This is a genomic window from Streptomyces sp. NPDC059255 (assembly GCF_042752355.1).
Lineage (GTDB): Bacteria > Actinomycetota > Actinomycetes > Streptomycetales > Streptomycetaceae > Streptomyces.
Window position 1 is genome coordinate 11634 of record NZ_JBHYZP010000053.1, and the last position, 17904, is coordinate 29537.

Annotated in this window: 19 protein-coding genes and 4 tRNA genes; 16 read left to right on the plus strand and 7 right to left on the minus strand. The window is 71.3% G+C overall.

Annotated features, from left to right (window positions below; genetic code table 11):
* The first annotated feature begins 21 nt into the window (after nucleotides 1-21).
* The 4 genes from ACFXKG_RS37980 (at nucleotide 22) to ACFXKG_RS37995 (ending at nucleotide 412) form a co-directional block, all read left to right on the plus strand.
* Nucleotides 22-94: transfer RNA gene (locus tag ACFXKG_RS37980), tRNA-Glu, on the plus strand.
* A 61-nt stretch (nucleotides 95-155) separates the two neighbouring features.
* A tRNA-Glu gene (locus tag ACFXKG_RS37985) sits at nucleotides 156-228 on the plus strand.
* A 20-nt stretch (nucleotides 229-248) separates the two neighbouring features.
* Nucleotides 249-320, plus strand: a tRNA-Gln gene (locus ACFXKG_RS37990).
* Nucleotides 321-336: 16 nt separating this feature from the next.
* Nucleotides 337-412 (plus strand) — tRNA-Glu (locus tag ACFXKG_RS37995).
* 86 nt (nucleotides 413-498) lie between these two features.
* Here the strand turns inward: ACFXKG_RS37995 and ACFXKG_RS38000 are convergent.
* Entirely contained in the window at nucleotides 499-1155 is a 657-nt protein-coding gene (locus ACFXKG_RS38000; protein WP_384849149.1) for a MerR family transcriptional regulator, read from the minus strand.
* A gap of 101 nt (nucleotides 1156-1256) precedes the next feature.
* On the opposite strand from ACFXKG_RS38000, the gene ACFXKG_RS38005 reads away from it, so the two are divergent.
* Nucleotides 1257-1739 carry a DUF4188 domain-containing protein gene (locus ACFXKG_RS38005; protein ID WP_384849152.1) on the plus strand — a complete coding sequence of 161 codons (483 nt, stop codon included), beginning with the start codon at nucleotides 1257-1259 and terminating at the stop codon, nucleotides 1737-1739.
* A 123-nt stretch (nucleotides 1740-1862) separates the two neighbouring features.
* Here ACFXKG_RS38005 and ndgR read toward each other — a convergent pair whose 3' ends face one another.
* Nucleotides 1863-2579, minus strand: coding sequence for an IclR family transcriptional regulator NdgR (ndgR, locus tag ACFXKG_RS38010; protein WP_329823068.1), 717 nt, complete (start codon nucleotides 2577-2579; stop codon nucleotides 1863-1865).
* A 209-nt stretch (nucleotides 2580-2788) separates the two neighbouring features.
* Here ndgR and leuC point away from each other — a divergent pair, with 209 nt between their 5' ends.
* From leuC to ACFXKG_RS38030, 4 genes are all read left to right on the plus strand, one after another.
* Nucleotides 2789-4228 (plus strand): 3-isopropylmalate dehydratase large subunit, encoded by a 1440-nt coding sequence (leuC, locus tag ACFXKG_RS38015; RefSeq protein ID WP_384849155.1) that lies wholly within the window; start codon nucleotides 2789-2791, stop codon nucleotides 4226-4228.
* A 2-nt stretch (nucleotides 4229-4230) separates the two neighbouring features.
* A complete protein-coding gene (leuD, locus tag ACFXKG_RS38020; protein WP_384849158.1) occupies nucleotides 4231-4839 on the plus strand; it encodes a 3-isopropylmalate dehydratase small subunit in 609 nt (202 codons plus the stop codon).
* Nucleotides 4840-4943: 104 nt separating this feature from the next.
* Nucleotides 4944-5171, plus strand: coding sequence for a hypothetical protein (locus ACFXKG_RS38025; RefSeq protein ID WP_365812287.1), 228 nt, complete (start codon nucleotides 4944-4946; stop codon nucleotides 5169-5171).
* A gap of 144 nt (nucleotides 5172-5315) precedes the next feature.
* Nucleotides 5316-5975, plus strand: coding sequence for an HU family DNA-binding protein (locus ACFXKG_RS38030; RefSeq protein ID WP_382892446.1), 660 nt, complete (start codon nucleotides 5316-5318; stop codon nucleotides 5973-5975).
* A 156-nt stretch (nucleotides 5976-6131) separates the two neighbouring features.
* On the opposite strand, the gene ACFXKG_RS38035 is transcribed toward ACFXKG_RS38030, so the two are convergent.
* On the minus strand, nucleotides 6132-6347 hold the full coding sequence (locus ACFXKG_RS38035) for a hypothetical protein (protein WP_384849163.1): 216 nt from the start codon (nucleotides 6345-6347) through the stop codon (nucleotides 6132-6134).
* Nucleotides 6348-6378: 31 nt separating this feature from the next.
* Entirely contained in the window at nucleotides 6379-7122 is a 744-nt protein-coding gene (cofC, locus tag ACFXKG_RS38040) for a 2-phospho-L-lactate guanylyltransferase (protein ID WP_384849166.1), read from the minus strand.
* Between the two features lie 271 nt (nucleotides 7123-7393).
* On the opposite strand from cofC, the gene ACFXKG_RS38045 reads away from it, so the two are divergent.
* Genes ACFXKG_RS38045 through ACFXKG_RS38055 form a run of 3 tightly spaced genes read left to right on the plus strand, consistent with a single transcriptional unit; the run spans nucleotide 7394 to nucleotide 10405 of the window.
* The gene (locus ACFXKG_RS38045; protein WP_384849169.1) at nucleotides 7394-8140 is read left to right on the plus strand and encodes a lysophospholipid acyltransferase family protein; all 747 of its coding nucleotides are present in this window, start codon (nucleotides 7394-7396) and stop codon (nucleotides 8138-8140) included.
* Nucleotides 8137-9138, plus strand: a complete 1002-nt coding sequence (locus ACFXKG_RS38050) for an NAD(P)H-dependent glycerol-3-phosphate dehydrogenase (protein ID WP_384849172.1) — start codon at nucleotides 8137-8139, stop codon at nucleotides 9136-9138. The genes ACFXKG_RS38045 and ACFXKG_RS38050 overlap by 4 nt, the downstream gene beginning before the upstream one ends.
* Before the next feature lie 34 nt (nucleotides 9139-9172).
* The gene (locus ACFXKG_RS38055; protein ID WP_384849175.1) at nucleotides 9173-10405 is read left to right on the plus strand and encodes a D-alanine--D-alanine ligase family protein; all 1233 of its coding nucleotides are present in this window, start codon (nucleotides 9173-9175) and stop codon (nucleotides 10403-10405) included.
* A gap of 34 nt (nucleotides 10406-10439) precedes the next feature.
* On the opposite strand, the gene ACFXKG_RS38060 is transcribed toward ACFXKG_RS38055, so the two are convergent.
* Together ACFXKG_RS38060 and ACFXKG_RS38065 are read right to left on the minus strand one after the other, a co-directional pair.
* A complete protein-coding gene (locus ACFXKG_RS38060; protein ID WP_384849221.1) occupies nucleotides 10440-10862 on the minus strand; it encodes a DUF3515 domain-containing protein in 423 nt (140 codons plus the stop codon).
* Nucleotides 10863-10967: 105 nt separating this feature from the next.
* Nucleotides 10968-11201 carry an Lrp/AsnC ligand binding domain-containing protein gene (locus ACFXKG_RS38065; RefSeq protein WP_329823058.1) on the minus strand — a complete coding sequence of 78 codons (234 nt, stop codon included), beginning with the start codon at nucleotides 11199-11201 and terminating at the stop codon, nucleotides 10968-10970.
* 316 nt (nucleotides 11202-11517) lie between these two features.
* Here ACFXKG_RS38065 and ACFXKG_RS38070 point away from each other — a divergent pair, with 316 nt between their 5' ends.
* A complete protein-coding gene (locus tag ACFXKG_RS38070) occupies nucleotides 11518-12486 on the plus strand; it encodes a thiamine-phosphate kinase (RefSeq protein ID WP_365812275.1) in 969 nt (322 codons plus the stop codon).
* A 10-nt stretch (nucleotides 12487-12496) separates the two neighbouring features.
* Nucleotides 12497-13300 carry a bifunctional hydroxymethylpyrimidine kinase/phosphomethylpyrimidine kinase gene (thiD, locus tag ACFXKG_RS38075; RefSeq protein WP_384849179.1) on the plus strand — a complete coding sequence of 268 codons (804 nt, stop codon included), beginning with the start codon at nucleotides 12497-12499 and terminating at the stop codon, nucleotides 13298-13300.
* Nucleotides 13301-13435: 135 nt separating this feature from the next.
* Here the strand turns inward: thiD and rpmB are convergent, their stop codons facing one another.
* The gene (gene rpmB / locus ACFXKG_RS38080; RefSeq protein WP_028426177.1) at nucleotides 13436-13621 is read right to left on the minus strand and encodes a 50S ribosomal protein L28; all 186 of its coding nucleotides are present in this window, start codon (nucleotides 13619-13621) and stop codon (nucleotides 13436-13438) included.
* Between the two features lie 215 nt (nucleotides 13622-13836).
* On the opposite strand from rpmB, the gene ACFXKG_RS38085 reads away from it, so the two are divergent.
* Both ACFXKG_RS38085 and recG read left to right on the plus strand, forming a co-directional pair.
* Entirely contained in the window at nucleotides 13837-15492 is a 1656-nt protein-coding gene (locus tag ACFXKG_RS38085; protein ID WP_384849182.1) for a DAK2 domain-containing protein, read from the plus strand.
* A 126-nt stretch (nucleotides 15493-15618) separates the two neighbouring features.
* Nucleotides 15619-17862, plus strand: a complete 2244-nt coding sequence (gene recG / locus ACFXKG_RS38090) for an ATP-dependent DNA helicase RecG (protein ID WP_384849185.1) — start codon at nucleotides 15619-15621, stop codon at nucleotides 17860-17862.
* Nucleotides 17863-17904 lie beyond the last annotated feature (42 nt).

The following is a 17904-nucleotide window of genomic DNA, read 5'->3' on the forward strand; positions in this document are numbered from 1 at the left end:
AGCGCAGACTGTATCTGCAACGCCCCCGTTGTGTAGCGGCCTAGCACGCTGCCCTCTCACGGCAGTAGCGCCGGTTCGAATCCGGTCGGGGGTACAGATCCTTCTCTCCGACGTCTTCGGGTCGCACCCGGATGCGTTGATGCAGGATCGCTAGGGCCCCCGTTGTGTAGCGGCCTAGCACGCTGCCCTCTCACGGCAGTAGCGCCGGTTCGAATCCGGTCGGGGGTACTGATTCTCAAGAATCACCATGGGCTATGGTGTAATTGGCAACACGACGGTTTCTGGTTCCGTTGTTCTAGGTTCGAGTCCTGGTAGCCCAGCTTGGCTCAGGGCCATGCCCCCGTTGTGTAGCGGCCTAGCACGCTGCCCTCTCACGGCAGTAGCGCCGGTTCGAATCCGGTCGGGGGTACCAACGCAAGACTGAGCCCGATGAAGACCCTCCCCTCGGGGAGGGTCTTTTCGTTGCCCCGGCCATGCTTTCGGCCGCGCCTCCGCTCCTCAACCGCCGTCACCGAAGCGCCGGTTGGACTCCTCCGCCTGTGCGAGCCTCCGCAGGCTCAGCAACACCGGTTCGTACAGCACCGTCCCCGCCACCGCCGCCTCGACCTGCCGGGTCCCCGGCTCGTACCGCTCGATCATGTCCAGGTCCACGGTGCCGAGTTGGCCGGCGGAACGCCCGTACGCGAGCAGGTCCTCCATGACGCACGGGTACCCGCTCCGCTCCAGGGCGGCGAGGGCGTCGACGAGCATCCGGTACGGAGGGGAGTCGTCCCGTGCCGCGTAGCCGAAGTCCCAGCCGAGCCTTTCCAGCAACTCGACCGCCTGCTGTTCGGCGGCCTCGCCCGCAGCGTCGGGAACGGTCTCCACGGCGCCGGCCGGGCTCTCGGGGAGCGACCAGACCGCCGCGCCGATCCGGCTGTGCCGGTCGAGCGACTCGTCCTCCACCGCCACCAGGACCTCGCGCGCCGTCGCCACCGGCATCCGGCCCACCTGGATCAACGCCCTGACCAGCCGCAGTCTGCGCAGGTGCTCCTCGTCGTACGCGGCCTGCGTGGCGTTGATCCGGCGGCCGGGCCGGAGCAGTCCCTCGCGCAAGTAGTACTTGATCGTGGCGGTGGGGACCCCGCTCCGCTCACTCAGCTCCGCCATGCGCATCCCGGTTGCACCTTTCATTGGACAGTGGCACTATCCAATCATGGATAGTCGAGCTATCCAATCCAGGGGCAGGTCATGGAACAGCGAGCGAGGAGATCGACATGGGCGCGAAAGTGATCGAGGGCCGGGTGACCGCCGATGCCGGTCAGGGGGTGGTCGTGTTCCTGATCGGGATGCGCGTCAACAAGTTCCGCTCGCCGCGCGACTGGTGGCCGGTGGCCAGGGCCATGCCGCGGATGCTGAAAGAACTGGCCCGGGACCGTTCCGGCGGGCTGATATCCGCCCGGGTCCTGCTGGGCGGCCCGCGTCTCGTGTACGTCGTCCAGTACTGGGAGTCCCAGGAGAAGCTGCTCGCGTACGCGGCGGCGCCGGACAAGGAGCACCGTCCGGCCTGGGCGGAGTTCAACCGCCGGGTGCGCGAGGGGCGGGACGGGGTGGGGTTCTGGCACGAGACCTATGTGGTCCCCGCCGGCTCGTACGAGAGCATCTACGTCAACATGCCGGCGTTCGGACTCGGCGCGGCGAGCGGGGTGGTCCCGGTGGGCAGACGCGGTGAGCGCGCGGCCGACCGGCTCGCCTCGTAGCTCTGCGATGCGTCCCTGACCGGGGACGGCAGGGAAGGTGATCGGGCGGGCCGCTGCGGCGCTGGAGCGGCCCTGGGGAGTGGAGTGGCGAACGGGACGGTCGCCGTCCTGGTGGTGAGGGTGTCAGCTCGCGCGGCGCAGGGCCTCGCTCAGCCGCCCCGCCGCGTCTATCACGGCCTGGGCGTGCATCCGGCCCGGGTGACGCGTCAGGCGCTCGATCGGTCCGGATACCGAGACGGCCGCGACCACCCGGTTCGACGGGCCCCGTACCGGCGCCGAGACCGAGGCCACGCCCGGCTCCCGCTCGCCGATCGACTGGGCCCAGCCCCTGCGCCGTACGCCCGAGAGCGCCGTCGCCGTGAATCGGGCCCCCTGGAGACCGCGGTGCAGCCGCTCCGGCTCCTCCCAGGCCATCAGGATCTGGGCCGACGAGCCCGCCTTCATGGTCAGGGTGGAGCCGACCGGGACGGTGTCCCGCAGCCCCGAGAGCCGCTCCGCCGCCGCCACGCATATCCGCATGTCGCCCTGGCGGCGGTAGAGCTGCGCGCTCTCCCCGGTCAGGTCCCGCAGGTGCGTGAGGACCGGTCCCGCCGTCGCCAGCAGGCGGTCCTCACCGGCCGCCGCGGCCAGCTCGGCCAGCCGGGGGCCGAGGATGAACCGGCCCTGCATGTCCCTCGCCACCAGCCGGTGGTGTTCCAGAGCCACGGCCAGCCGGTGTGCCGTGGGTCGTGCGAGCCCGGTCGCCGCGACCAGCCCGGCGAGGGTGGCCGGACCGGACTCCAGGGCGCTCAATACCAGAGCCGCCTTGTCGAGTACGCCGACGCCGCTAGAGTTGTCCATGAAACGATACTCGCGTCTCACTCTGTGAAACGCAAGTTCAATTTTCCGGGGAAGTTGCCAACCTGTAGGTACGGGCCCGCGGAACCGGGCCCGCGGGGTACGGACCCAGGACCAAGGGTTCCCCGCCGACGTCCGGTGCGTGGGGTACGGACGTGGGCCCACATATCTCTAGGAGTGCCGGCCACACGAGGCCGGCCGGAGGGAAAGCGATGGGTAGGACACTCGCGGAGAAGGTCTGGGACGATCATGTCGTCCGGCGCGCGGAGGGCGAGCCCGACCTTCTCTTCATCGATCTGCACCTGCTGCACGAGGTGACCAGCCCCCAGGCGTTCGACGGCCTCCGCCAGAACGGACGGCGGGTCCGGCGGCTCGACCTCACCATCGCGACCGAGGACCACAACACCCCGACCCTCGACATCGACAAGCCCATCGCGGACCCCGTCTCCCGCGTCCAGTTGGAGACCCTGCGCAAGAACTGCGCCGAGTTCGGCGTACGGCTGCACCCGCTGGGCGACGTCGAGCAGGGCGTCGTCCACGTCGTGGGCCCGCAGCTCGGCCTGACCCAGCCCGGCACCACCGTGGTCTGCGGCGACAGTCACACCTCCACCCACGGCGCCTTCGGCGCGCTCGCGTTCGGCATCGGCACCAGCCAGGTCGAGCACGTCCTCGCGACCCAGACGCTGCCGCTGGCCCGCCCCAAGACCATGGCCATCACGGTCGAGGGCGAACTGCCCGCCGACGTCTCCGCCAAGGACCTGATTCTCGCGATCATCGCGAAGATCGGCACCGGCGGCGGCCAGGGCTACATCCTCGAATACCGTGGCTCCGCCATCGAGAAACTCTCGATGGAGTCCCGGATGACCATCTGCAACATGTCCATCGAGGCCGGCGCCAGGGCGGGCATGATCGCCCCGGACGCGACCACCTTCGACTACCTCAAGGGCCGCGACCACGCCCCCCAGGGCGCCGACTGGGACGCGGCCGTCGCGTACTGGAAGACGCTGCGCACCGACGACGACGCGGTCTTCGACGCCGAGGTCTTCATCAAGGCCGAGGAACTGGCCCCGTTCGTCACCTGGGGCACCAACCCGGGCCAGGGCCTGCCGCTCTCCGCGCACGTCCCCGACCCGGCTTCGTACGAGGACGCCTCGGAGCGCCTCGCCGCGGAAAAGGCCCTGGAGTACATGGGGTTGACCGCCGGGCAGGCGCTGCGCGACATCAGGGTCGACACCGTCTTCGTGGGCTCCTGCACCAACGGCCGTATCGAGGACCTGCGCTCGGCCGCCACCCTCCTGGAGGGCCGCAAAGTCGCCGACGGCGTACGGATGCTGGTCGTCCCCGGCTCCGTACGGGTCGCCCTCCAGGCCGTCGCGGAGGGCCTGGACAAGGTGTTCACCGCCGCGGGTGCCGAATGGCGGCACGCGGGCTGTTCGATGTGTCTGGGCATGAACCCCGACCAACTCGCGCCCGGCGAGCGCTCCGCGTCCACGTCCAACCGTAACTTCGAGGGCAGGCAGGGCAAGGGCGGCCGTACGCATCTCGTCTCCCCCCAGGTCGCCGCCGCCACCGCCGTGCTGGGCCACCTGGCCTCGCCCGCCGATCTGTCCGACGCCGGTGCCGGCGACCGTACGCCCGCTGGAGCGCGATAACCATGGAAGCCTTCACCACCCACACCGGTCCCGCCGTCCCGCTGCGCCGCAGCAACGTCGACACCGACCAGATCATCCCCGCCCACTGGCTCAAGAAGGTCACCAGGGACGGGTTCGAGGACGGGCTGTTCGAGGCATGGCGCAAGGACCCGTCCTTCGTCCTCAACCGCCCCGAGTACGCCGGGGCCTCGGTCCTGGTCGCCGGACCCGACTTCGGTACGGGGTCGTCCCGGGAACACGCCGTCTGGGCCCTGCAGAACTACGGCTTCAAGGCCGTCGTCTCCTCGCGGTTCGCGGACATCTTCCGGGGTAACTCGCTCAAGAACGGCCTGCTGACCGTCGTGCTGGAGCAGTCCGTCGTGGACGCCCTCTGGGCGATCACCGAGAGCGACCCCACGGCGGAGGTCACGGTCGACCTGGAGCAGCGCCAGGTCCGCGCGACCGCCCCCGACGGAGCAGAGCTTGTGGCCGATTTCGAGCTTGACGAGAACGCCCGCTGGCGGTTGCTGAACGGGCTCGACGACATCAGCCTCACCCTTCAGAACGAGTCCGACATCGCCGCGTACGAGGCCTCCAGGCCGTCCTTCAAACCACGCACAATTGCCGCCTGATCAGCGCGTTTCCCCTACTGCACCCCCTACCTCCAGGTAGGGGGTGCAGTTGCTTGTTGAGCCCCTGTCGGGCGACAACTCGCCCTAGATGGCACAATCGGCGCATGGAACGCGACAACCAACTCAAGCTCTACGGGTTAGTCGCCGAACAACTCAAAGATGCGCACGCGAAGGTGCGTGCACTGCAGGTCCCGGAGGGTGTGCGGCTTGCTCTCTCCCGGAAGCTGCTGGTCATCACGGCCGCGGCGAAACACGATCTCCCGGACGCGGCACGGCGTCTGGACCGCTTGATGAAGGACCTGGACGAGGGTCGTTTTCCGGAAGGTCCCTGACCCTCCGCGGAACTCCGCCGGGCCGACTTCGTTGCGGCACTAGGGTGATTAGCCCGTTTCGTGTTTGATTTGCGGTATATATCTGCCTAACGTGCGAAAAAGCTTGAACACTTTCGTTCTGGCAATGTCTCCGAAGGGGAAGACGTGAACAAGGCGCAGCTCGTAGAAGCGATTGCGGACAAGGTCGGCGGCCGTCAGCAGGCCGCGGACGCGGTCGACGCGGTACTCGACGCGATCGTCCGCGCGGTGGTCGCCGGGGACCGGGTCTCGGTCACCGGCTTCGGTTCGTTCGAGAAGGTCGACCGCCCGGCGCGTTACGCCCGTAACCCGCAGACGGGCGAGCGCGTACGGGTCAAGAAGACCTCGGTGCCGCGGTTCCGCGCGGGCCAGGGATTCAAGGACCTCGTCAGCGGCTCGAAGAAGCTCCCGAAGAACGACGTGGCCGTCAAGAAGGCCCCCAAGGGCAGCCTCTCGGGCGGGGTTTCCGCTCGGACGACGGTCAAGGCCGCGGCCAAGAAGGCCACAGCCAAGAAGGCGGCCACGGCGGCGAAGAAGACCGCGGTCAAGAGGACCACGGCCGCCAAGACCACGGCGAAGAAGACCAGCGCCGCGGCGAAGAAGACCACGGCCAAGAAGACCACCGCCACGGCGAAGAAGACCGCCAAGAAGGCCACCGGCACCGCCAAGAAGGCCACCGCGAAGAAGACCGCGCCGGCCAAGAAGGCGACCGCCAAGAAGGCCCCGGCGCGCAAGGCCACCGCGCGCACCACCACGGCGAAGAAGGCCGTCGCCAGGAAGAAGTAGGCAGGAAGCGGTTCAGGGCCGTACGCGCCGGGCCGGGCTCCCCTCGGGGAGCCCGGCCCGCGGCGTTCGCGCGGCGTACGGGGCGCTGTGGAGTGCTACGGGGCCGGTTCCGCGCGGCGGGCTGGGCGGCACGGCGGACGCGGGCACCGCGGAGGCTCAGAGCGTCTGGAGCGTCACCAGCGTGATGCGGAACGGCGCGCCCCCGGCCACGCCCGGACCCTCGGTCTCGATCCGTACGCGCTGTCCCACCCGGAGCAGCCGCAGCCCGCCCGCGTCGAAGGCCGCCGCGTCGAACTCCACCGGGGTGCCGTCGTCCAGCAGCACACTCCCGCAACGGGTCTCGGAATCGTATGTGTACGAGGTCGCCTGCATAGCCGCAGCGTATCGCCAGGGCCGCCGGTCCTCAGCAGCCAGGACCGGGCGCCGGGAGCGGCCCGCACGCCTCGCGCCCCCGGCGCTCCCCGCACTCCCCGTACGCCGCGTCCCTGCCGCGTCTCCCGTACCGCAGGGCCGTGCGCGGGCCGAGGCCCAGCTCCGCCGCCCGCAGCAGATCCTCGCCGGTATCGACATCCCGCCGTACGGAATCCACCCCGGCCAGAGGTATTTCCACCGCCCCTGTCGACATGTGTCCCATTCGGGAGGGGCCGCCGAAAGCCGGATTCAATTCCACGCCGGGTCCCGCCGTCAGCAAAGTCGTACCGATTCCCGCGGCGTCCGTGAGAAAAGCGCGCGGAAAATCCTCCGCCGCCGCGAGGACGAGAGCCAGTTCCGCCGGGCGGAGCGCCGGCAGATCCGCGTTGAGCGCGGCCACCGCCGCCCTTGGCCGTACCGCCCTGACCGCCCGCGCCCCGTGCGCGAGCGCCGCGTTGAGGCCGTCCGCCGGGGTGTCCGGGACGATGCGCGCGCCCAGCGCGGAGAGCTCCGCCGCCGCCGTGGGGTCGTCGGTGACCACCGCGACCTCACGGACGGCGGGGCAGGCCAGCGCCGCGGCCACGGTGTCCAGCGCGAACGCGAGGGCGAGGCGCGGGCGCAGCGCCTCGCCCGTCGCCGCGGCGAGCCTGCTCTTCGCGATCCGGAGCGGCTTGAGCGGGACCACCAGGGACCACGCGGCGGCCGGGCCGGTGCGCGTGGCGAACTCTTCGTCCATCTCCGCCTCTCCGTCCATCTCCGCGTCCGTCCCCGGGGAGGTCCCCGCGCCCGGTTCCGGGGCCGTCCCCGGGAGGTCTCTCCCGCCCCGCACGGTGGCCCGCGTACAGCCCATGTGTATCCGCCCTCTATTGTGGCCCGGCACCGCGCGAGGCCACAGGGCCGGTCCCCCGACCGGGGCGTACGGTGTTCTCGACAGACCGGAGGAGCGGGGCCACACTTGACCCCCGGCAGCCGGGCAGGGGGCCCGGTGAGAAGAGGAAGGTGTTCGAGTGTCCCGCCGTAGAATCGGCTTCTGGTACCGCCTGGCGGCGGCCATCGCAAAACCGCCGCTGATCCTTCTCCTGAAGCGGGACTGGCGGGGTGCGGAGCACATTCCGGCCGACGGCGGATTCATCACCGCGGTGAACCACAATTCGCATCTCGACCCGTTCGCCTACGCCCACTTCCAGTACAACACCGGCCGTCTTCCGCGCTTCCTCGCCAAGGACGGCCTTTTCACCAAGGGATTCATCGGAGCCGTCATGCGCGGCACGGGACAGATCCCCGTCTACCGCGAGACCAGCGACGCGCTGAGCGCCTTCCGCGCCGCCATCGACGCCGTCGAGCGGGGCGAGTGCGTGGCGTTCTACCCCGAGGGCACCCTGACCCGCGACCCCGACATGTGGCCCATGAGCGCCAAGACCGGGGTCGCCCGGGTCGCCCTCCAGACCAAGTGCCCGGTCATCCCCGTCGCGCAGTGGGGCGCCAACCTCCTGCTCCCGCCGTACTCCACGAAACCCGACCTGTTCCCGCGCAAGACCCACCGGATCCTCGTCGGCCCGCCCGTCGACCTGTCGCGCTTCTACGACCGCGAGATCAACCCCGAATTGCTGCGCGAGGCCACCGAGGCCATCATGGCGGCGATCACGGAACTGCTGGCCGAGGTACGTGGCGAGCCGGTACCCGCCGTCTCGTACGACTACCGCAAGGCCAGGGAAGAACAGCGGCGCAAGGCCGCGGAAGAGGGGTCGAAGTGACGCGGGTCGCCGTCTTCGGAGCTGGTTCTTGGGGTACGGCGTTCGCCATGGTCCTCGCCGACGCGGGATGCGAGGTGACGATCTGGGGCCGCCGGCCCGAGATCGCCGACACCATCAACACCACCCGGGCCAACCCCGCCTACCTGCCGGGTTTCGAACTCCCGGAGGGGGTACGGGCCACCACCGACCCGGCCGAGGCCGCGCGCGGCGCCGAGTTCACGGTGCTCACGGTGCCCTCGCAGACGCTGCGCGGAAACCTCGCGCGGTGGGCCCCCGTACTGCCCTCCGACACCGTCCTCGTCTCCCTGATGAAGGGCGTCGAACTCGGCACGGCCAAGCGGATGAGCGAGGTGATCGAGGAGGTCGCCAAGGCGCCGGCCGAGCGCGTCGCCGTCATCACCGGCCCCAACCTGGCCAAGGAGATCGCGGGCCGGATGCCCGCCGCCGCCGTCGTGGCCTGCGTGGACGAGGCGGTCGCCCGGCGGCTCCAGGCCGCTTGCCACACGCCTTACTTCCGCCCGTACACCAACACGGATGTCGTCGGCTGTGAACTCGGCGGAGCCGTCAAGAACGTGATCGGTCTCGCCGTCGGCATCGCGGACGGGATGGGCCTCGGCGACAACTCCAAGGCGACCCTGATGACCCGGGGACTCGCCGAGACCACCCGGCTCGGCCTCGCCATGGGCGCCGACCCGCACACCTTCTCCGGACTCGCCGGAATGGGCGATCTCATCGCCACCTGTTCCTCGCCGCTCTCCCGCAACCACACCTTCGGCACCAACCTGGGCCGCGGCATGACCCTCCAGGAGACGATCGCGGTCACCGAACAGACCGCGGAGGGCGTCAAGTCCTGTGAGTCCGTGCTGGATCTGGCGCGGCGCCACGATGTCGACATGCCGCTCACCGAAACCGTCGTGGACATCGTGCACAACGGGAAGCCGCCGCTCGTCGCGCTCAAAGAACTGATGGCGCGCAGCGCCAAGCCCGAGCGACGCTGACTCGGGCGGTACCAGCAGGTACGCTCATCGCGATATGAGCAGCGAGAACTCCTCCCACAGCCCCGAGCGCAGCCTTGGGCACAGCCCGGAGCCCCGCCCAGAGCAGCCGCTCCGCAAGCCTCGCGTGGCCGTCGTCTTCGGCGGCCGCAGTTCCGAGCACGCCATCTCGGTGGTCACGGCCGGCGCCGTACTGCGGTCCATCGACCGTACGAGGTACGACGTCCTCCCGATCGGGATCACCACCGACGGCCGCTGGGCGCTCACCGCCGACGACCCGGAGCGGATGGGCATCGCCGACCGCGCCCTGCCGAGCGTCGAGCAGATCGCCGAGTCCACGGACGGCTCCGTCGTCCTCTCCGTCGACCCGGGCAGCCGCGAGGTCGTCTACAGCGAACCGGGCTCCGTGCCCAAGGTGCTGGGCGACGTCGACGTGGTCTTCCCGGTGCTGCACGGCCCGTACGGGGAGGACGGCACCCTCCAGGGGCTGCTGGAGCTCTCCGGGATCCCGTACGTCGGCGCGGGTGTCCTCGCCTCGGCCGTCGGCCAGGACAAGGAGTACATGAAGCGGGTGTTCACCTCCTTCGGGCTGCCCGTCGGCCCGTACGTGGTGATCCGGCCCCGCGAGTGGGAGCTGGTCCCGGACAGTGACGCCGACGGGGACCGGAGCGGGGTGCCGGGCGCCGCCGCCCGGAAGAAGATCGTGGACTTCGCCGCCGAGCACGGCTGGCCGCTCTTCGTGAAGCCCGCGCGGGGCGGCTCCTCCATGGGCATCACCAAGGTCGACGACCTCTCGGGGCTCGACGAGGCGATCGCCGAGGCCCGCCGCCACGACCCCAAGATCCTGGTGGAGTCGCTGCTGCGCGGGCGCGAGATCGAGTGCGGCGTGCTGGAGTTCGAGGACGGTCCGCGCGCCAGCGTGCCGGCCGAGATCCCGCCGGTCACGGAGCACGACTTCTACGACTTCGAGGCAAAGTACATCGACTCGGCCGCCGGTCTGGTGCCCGCCCCCCTCACCCCGGAGGAGACCGCGGAGGTGCGCCGGCTCGCGGTGGCGGCGTTCGAGGCCACGTCCTGCGAGGGGCTGGTCCGCGCGGACTTCTTCCTCACCGAGGACGGCGAGTTCGTCATCAACGAGATCAACACGATGCCGGGCTTCACCCCCATCTCCATGTACCCGCGCATGTGGCAGGAGACCGGCGTCGGCTACGCGGAGCTGGTGGACCGGCTCATCCAGGCGGCGCTGCGCCGCCCGACCGGCCTGCGCTGAGCGCGTCCGGCGCTCCTGGGTGCCCCTCCCGGCACTAGAGGCTGGACGGGACCGTCTTCTCGACGGCCTCGGCCAGCCCCGCGAGCGGGGTGGAGTCATGGGCGAACCGCGAGTCCATCGTGACCTCCACGTAGGTCTGGCGGTACGTCGTGGTGAACCGCGGCCCCGAGTCCCGCTCCTCCAGCATCCAGTTGACGCCGTTCGCGTCGATGCCCTGCGCCTGCGGATCGCTCATTTCCGCGGGCCGGGGCACTCCGCAGCGCAGTACGATCGCGCCGTCCCCCCACCCGGCGGTCAGTTCGGAGCCCGGCTCGGGATCGCCGCGGCCGAGGTCCGCGAGGGTGTCGGGCAGCTCCTTGTGCAGGGCACGGCAGAGGACCGCCTCCTGTCGGGAGGGGGTAGGAACCGTGACCGACACCGCCGCGTCCGTGGAGGAACAGCCCGCCGCCGCCGACAGAAGAACGGCGACGGCGGGAAGGCGGGCGAACGCACGGCCGGATAGCCTGCGGCTGGGAAGCGGGCGACGGGAACGTATCACCGGCCAAGCGTAGACGGGGGCGGTCTAGAGATGTACGACCGGGCAGGTCAGGGTGCGGGTGATGCCTTCTACTTGCTGGACCTTGGCGACGACCATGCGGCCGAGCTCATCGACGGTGTCCGCCTGAGCCCGCACGATCACGTCGTAAGGGCCGGTGACGTCCTCGGCCTGGATCACTCCCGGAATCTTTGCGATGGTCTCGGCGACGGTCGTCGCCTTGCCCACCTCGGTCTGAATAAGGATGTACGCCTGTACCACGGAACCTCCAGGGCGGCCACGAGGATCATGTGGGGGAAAGAGACGCCACGGTATCGCGTCGCCGCGGGCCGCGGGGAGACCCGGGCGCCCGGTGGCGCCCGCGGGGTGGCGTACGGAAATCCACGTTGACGTGTGCGGGTGCCATGCGCGCGCGACGTACGGGGCGGGGCGCGGCCCACGCGCCGTGCCCCGTGGGCATGGTCCGGCGTACGGCCGTGTTGACGTGCCCGATGACGGTGTCGGCAGCAGTAGAGGACCGCGACCGCAGACGCGGCCCGGCGAAGCGTGAAGAGAAGCGAAGAGAAGGGGAGACTCGGTGAAGGGAACCGTGGGCGAGTTGGGGGAGTTCGGGCTCATCAGAGAGCTGACGTCCCGGCTCACCACCACCCCGGCGGTGCGGCTCGGGCCGGGCGACGACGCCGCGGTCGTGGCGGCCCCCGACCGCAGGGTCGTGGCGAGTACGGATCTGCTCCTCGAAGGGCGGCACTTCCGCCGCGACTGGTCGACGGCGTACGACGTGGGCCGCAAGGCCGCAGCGCAGAACCTCGCCGACATCGCGGCGATGGGCGCGGTGCCCACCGCGCTGCTGCTCGGTCTCGTCGTGCCGGCCGAACTGCCGGTCACCTGGCCCACCGAGCTGATGGACGGCATCCGGGACGAGTGCCAGGTCGCGGGGGCGGCCGTGGTCGGCGGCGACGTGGTGCGCGGCGACTCGATCACCATCGCGATCACCGCGCTGGGTGATCTGCGCAACCACGAGCCGGTGACCCGCTCCGGCGCCCGGCCCGGCGATGTCGTCGCCTACACCGGGTGGTTGGGCTGGTCGGCCGCGGGGCACGCGGTGCTCTCGCGTGGCTTCCGCTCGCCCCGTGCCTTCGTGGAGGCGCACCGCAGGCCGGAGCCGCCGTACCACGCGGGTCCGGCGGCGGCCGGACTCGGCGCCACCGCGATGACCGATGTCAGTGACGGGCTGGTCGCGGACCTCGGGCACATCGCGGAGGCGAGCCAGGTCCGTATCGACCTGCGGTCCGGTCTGATCGACATCCCCTCGCAGATGAACGACATCGGCCAGGCGGTCGGCGTCGATCCGCTCCAGTGGGTGCTGACCGGGGGAGAGGACCACGCGATCGTCGCGACGTTCCCCGCCGACGCGAAGCTCCCGGCGCGCTGGAAGGTGATCGGGGAGGTGCTCAATCCCTCCGCGCTGCCCCAGGTGACGGTCGACGGCGCCCCGTGGACCAGCAAGGGCGGCTGGGACCACTTCGGCGACATCGAGGACACGTAGATTCGTGGACATGTCGAAAACCGTGTCCGCGCCGCCCCGTGTTCTCACCGTCGCCGGATCCGACTCCGGCGGCGGTGCGGGCATCCAGGCGGACCTCAAGACGATGCTGGCCCTCGGCGCGCACGGCATGAGCGTGCTCACCGCCGTCACGGCGCAGAACTCCCGGGGCGTCCAGGGCGCCTGGGAGCTGCCGGTGGAGGCGGTGCGGGCGCAGTACCGCAGTGTCGTCGACGACATCGGGGTGCAGGCCGTGAAGACCGGCATGCTCTCCTCGGCCGTCCTCGTCGACGCCGTGGCGGAACTGCTCGCGGAGACCGGTGTCCCCGTGGTCGTCGACCCGGTCGGGGTCTCCAAGCACGGTGATCCGCTGCTGGCCGCCTCGGCGCTGGACGGCGTACGGCAGCGGCTGCTGCCGACCGCGACGGTCGCCACCCCGAACCTGGACGAAGTGGCGCAGCTCACCGGCGTACGGGTGGCGGACGAGACGGATCTGCGGCGCGCGGCCCACGCCGTCCTGGAGTTCGGGCCCCGCTGGGCCTTGATCAAGGGCGGGCATCTGCCGGGCGACGCGGTGGATCTGCTGACCGACGGCACCGAGGAGCACTGGCTGCGGGCGCCGCGCCACGACAACCGGCACACGCACGGCACGGGGTGCACCTACGCGTCGGCGATCGCCGCGGGGCTGGCCGGCGGGCAGGACGTGGTGGCGGCCGTCGGGGCGGCCAAGGAGTACGTGACGGGCGCGATCGCGCACGGCTTCGCGCTGGGCGCGGGGATCGGGCCGGTGGACCACGCCTGGCGCTTCCGGGCCTGAGGCGCCGGACCTACCTGGAGTGGCGGCGTACTGACCTGGAAATGCGGCGTACTGTCCGGACACGGCAAAGAGCCGGTCCACCGAGGTGGACCGGCTCTTCAAGGCAACCGCAGGGGCTGCGCTACGACGCAGGCGTCAGCGCGAGACCTTGCCGGCCTTGATGCACGATGTGCAGACATTGAGGCGCTTCGGCGTCCGACCGACCACGGCACGCACGCGCTGGATGTTCGGGTTCCAGCGACGGGGCGTACGGCGGTGCGAGTGGGAAATGCTGTTGCCGAAGCCCGGCCCCTTGCCACAGACGTCGCAGTTGGCAGCCACGGGTCACTCCAAAGACTTCAGATGCTCGTACAGAGAAATCCGGCGTGGCTGGATCAACGAAACGAATCAGAACGAATCGATGGCGTCGACGTCGCTTTACCGGGGGATTGGCCCGACTCTCATCGGGCAACCGCAGCAGCATACAACGACTGCCTCGGTAGCCGGAAACTATACCCTTCTCGCATCACCCCAGCCGACGGAGGAGGACCCCGCAGGTGCCGCAGACCCTCGACGCCGCAGCGGTGCGGAGCTGGTGCGCGCTGGCGCTGGAGGCCCTCGGCCGGGAGCGCGAGGAGATCGACGCGATCAATGTCTATCCGGTCGCGGACGGTGACACCGGCACCAACCTCTATCTGACCGTGGAGTCCGCCGTACAGGCGGTCGAGGCGGTGTTCGCCGCGCACGAGACGGGCGCTTCCGTGCCCGCTCCGGCCGACGCCGTACGGGCCATGGCGCACGGCGCGCTGATCGGCGCCCGGGGCAATTCCGGGACGATCCTGGCGCAGCTGCTGCGCGGGATGGCCGAGGTGCTGACGGACGGGGATGCGGTGGGCGAGGGCGGCCAGGGGGACGGCGGCCGCCGGCTGGCCCTGGCGCTGCGGCGCGCCGCCGAGCTGGCCCGTGAGGCCGTCGCGCACCCCGTGGAGGGCACGATCCTGAGCGTGGCGAGCGCCGCCGCTGACGCGGCGGGGACAGCGGTGCGCGCGGACGGCGCGCACGGCGCGGGGACGGCCGAGGCCGTACGGGCCGCGTACGCGGGCGCCCGCACCGCGCTCGACGCCACCACGGGCCAGCTCGACGTGCTCGGCCGCGCGGGCGTCGTCGACGCGGGCGGCCGGGGGCTCCTCACCGTGCTGGGCGCGCTGGTGCGCTGTCTCACGGGCGACGCGCCCGCGCCCTTCCCGGCGGGCCACCGCCGCCGGGAGAACCCCGTCGGGGCGGACTCCGCCGCCGAGGCGTGCGACGCGGAGGGCGGGCCCGCCTTCGAGGTGATCTATCTGCTGGAGGCGGACGACGCCGCCGTGGCCCGGCTGCGGGCCCGGCTCGACGGGCTCGGGAACTCCCTGGTGGTCGTCGGCGGCGACGGACTGTGGAACGTGCACGTCCATGTCGACGACGCCGGCGCCGCTGTGGAGGCGGGCGTCGAGGCGGGTCGTCCGTACCGCATCCGCATCACCCACTTCGTCGCCGCCGCGGAGGAGTCGCGCGTCCAGCGCGCCGTCGTCGCGGTCGTCCCCGGCGAGGGCCTCGCCGGGCTCTGCGCCGAGGCCGGCGCGACGACCGTCCTCGCGCGCCCCGGGGAGCCGCCCGCCAGCGGCGAACTGGTCGAGGCGATCCGGCGCGCGCACGCCCGCGAGGTGGTCCTCATGCCGAACGACGAGGCACTGCGGCACACCGCGGCCGCCGCCGCGGAGCAGGCCCGTACCGAAGGCGTACGCGTGGCCCTCATCCCGACCAGGGCCGCCGTCCAGGGCATCGCCGCGCTCGCCGTGCACCAGCCCGACCGCCGCTTCGACGAGGACGTCGTCGCGATGACCAGCGCCGCCGGCGCCACCCGCTACGCCGAACTGGCCGTCGCGGAGCGCCAGTCCTGGACCATGGCGGGCATCTGCCAGGCCGGGGACGTCCTCGGCCTGATCGACGGGGACGTCGCGGTCATCGGCTCCGATCTCGCCGCCACGGCCGAGACGGTGCTCTCCCGGATGCTCTCCGCGGGCGGTGAACTCGTGACGCTCGTCCTCGGGGAGGACGTACCCGAGACGCTCGCCGCCCGCCTGGAGAGCTACGTACGCGAGGGACACCTCGCCGTCGACACGGTGGTCTACCGGGGCGGCCGGCAGTCCGCGCCGCTCCTCGTCGGTGTGGAGTGACCGGGCGTGGGGTGACTCCCTGTGCGGTGACCCGGCGTGGAGTGACGCCGGGACCGGTCGCGGCGGCGCGGCCGCGACCTGCGGAAACCCGGGGGTGCGCGACGGCTGTCAGTGGTGTGGTGTGCAATGGATCGCGTGTCCGCGCTGGATGAACCACTCAAGAAGTCGCTCGGCCCCGCCACCGCGAAGGTGATGGCCGAACACCTCGGCCTGCACACGGTCGGCGACCTGCTCCACCACTACCCACGGCGGTACGAGGAGCGCGGCCAGCTCACCACGCTGGCCGAACTCCCGCTGGACGAGGACGTGACGGTGGTCGCCCAGGTCGCGGACTCCCGCATCCTGACGTTCAACCACGGCCGCGGTCAGCGTCTGGAGATCACCCTCACCGACGGCAGTGGCCGGCTCCAGCTCGTCTTCTTCGGCCGCGGACTCCACAAGCCGCACAAGGAACTCCCGCCCGGCAGCCGCGGCATGTTCGCAGGCAAGGTCTCGGTCTTCAACCGCAAGCTCCAGCTCGCGCACCCCACGTACGTCCCGCTCGCGCCGGCGGCGGACTCCGGCGCGGTGGACGAGGACGACGCCGCGAGCGCCGTGAACGCCTTCGCGGGCAAGCTGATCCCGATCTACCCGGCCTGCAAGGGGCTGGAGTCCTGGAAGATCACCAAAGCGGTGGACGCCGTCCTGCCGCGCGCCGTGGAGGCCGCCGACCCGCTGCCGCCCGCGCTGCGCGAGGGACGCGGCTTCGTCCCGCTGCCCGAGGCGCTGCTCAAGGTCCACCGGCCCGAGACGAAGGCCGACATCGAGGACGCCCGGGCGCGGCTGAAGTGGGACGAGGCGTTCGTCCTCCAGGTCGCGCTGGCCCGGCGGCGGTACGCGGACACCCAGCTCCCCGCCGTCGCCCGTGAGCCGGTGGTGGGCGGACTGCTCGACACCTTCGACGCCGGACTGCCGTTCACGCTCACCGAGGGCCAGCGGAAGGTCACCGCGGAGATCTTCGCGGACCTCGCCACCGAACACCCCATGCACCGGCTGCTCCAGGGCGAGGTCGGCTCCGGCAAGACGCTCGTCGCGCTGCGCGCGATGCTCACCGTCGTGGACGCGGGCGGTCAGGCCGCGCTGCTGGCGCCCACCGAGGTCCTCGCGCAGCAGCACCACCGGTCCATCACGGAGATGATGGGCGAGCTGGCCCAGGGAGGAATGCTGGGCGGCGCGGAGAACGCCACGAAGGTGGTGCTGCTCACCGGCTCCATGGGCACCGCCGGGCGCCGTCAGGCACTGCTCGACCTGGTCACCGGCGAGGCCGGGATGGTGATCGGCACGCACGCGCTGATCGAGGACAAGGTGCGCTTCCACGACCTGGGGCTGGTCGTCGTGGACGAGCAGCACCGCTTCGGCGTGGAGCAGCGTGACGCGCTGCGCTCCAAGGGCAAGCAGCCGCCGCATCTGCTGGTCATGACGGCCACCCCCATTCCCCGGACGGTCGCCATGACCGTCTTCGGTGACCTGGAGACCTCCGTCCTGGACCAGCTCCCGGCGGGGCGCTCGCCGATCGCCAGCCATGTCGTCCCCGCGCAGGACAAGCCGCACTTCCTCGCCCGTGCCTGGGAGCGGGTCCGCGAGGAGGTAGGCAAGGGGCACCAGGCGTACGTGGTCTGCCCCCGCATCGGCGACGACGAGGACGAGAAGAACGGCAAGGGCGGGAAGAAGAAGGCGTCCGCGGCCAAGGGGAAGGCCGCGGAGGACGCCGAGAAGCGGCCCCCGCTCGCGGTCCTGGAGGTCGCGGAGCAGTTGGTGGCGGGGCCGCTGGCCGGGCTGCGCGTCGAGGTCCTGCACGGCCGGATGCAGCCGGACGACAAGGACGCCGTGATGCGCCGCTTCGCCGCGGGCGAGGTGGATGTCCTGGTCGCGACGACGGTCATCGAGGTCGGGGTGAACGTCCCCAACGCCACGGCGATGGTGATCATGGACGCCGACCGGTTCGGCGTCTCCCAGCTCCACCAGTTGCGCGGCCGGGTCGGCCGTGGCGCGGCCCCCGGTCTCTGCCTCCTGGTCACCGACATGCCGGAGGCGAGCCCCGCCAGGGCCCGGCTCGGCGCGGTCGCCGCCACGCTCGACGGCTTCGAGCTGTCCCGGATCGACCTCGAACAGCGCCGCGAGGGCGATGTGCTGGGCCAGGCCCAGTCCGGGGTGCGGTCCTCGCTGCGGATGCTCGCCGTCATCGAGGACGAGGAGATCATCGCCGCCGCCCGCGAGGAGGCCGTGGCGGTGGTCGCCGCCGACCCGGAGCTGGCGTCCAGCCCCGAGCTGCGGACGGCGCTGGACGCGCTGCTGGACACGGAGCGCGAGCAGTTCCTCGACAAGGGCTGACCGACGCCGGCGGGTCCGGCCCGCGGGCACCGGCCGGACCCG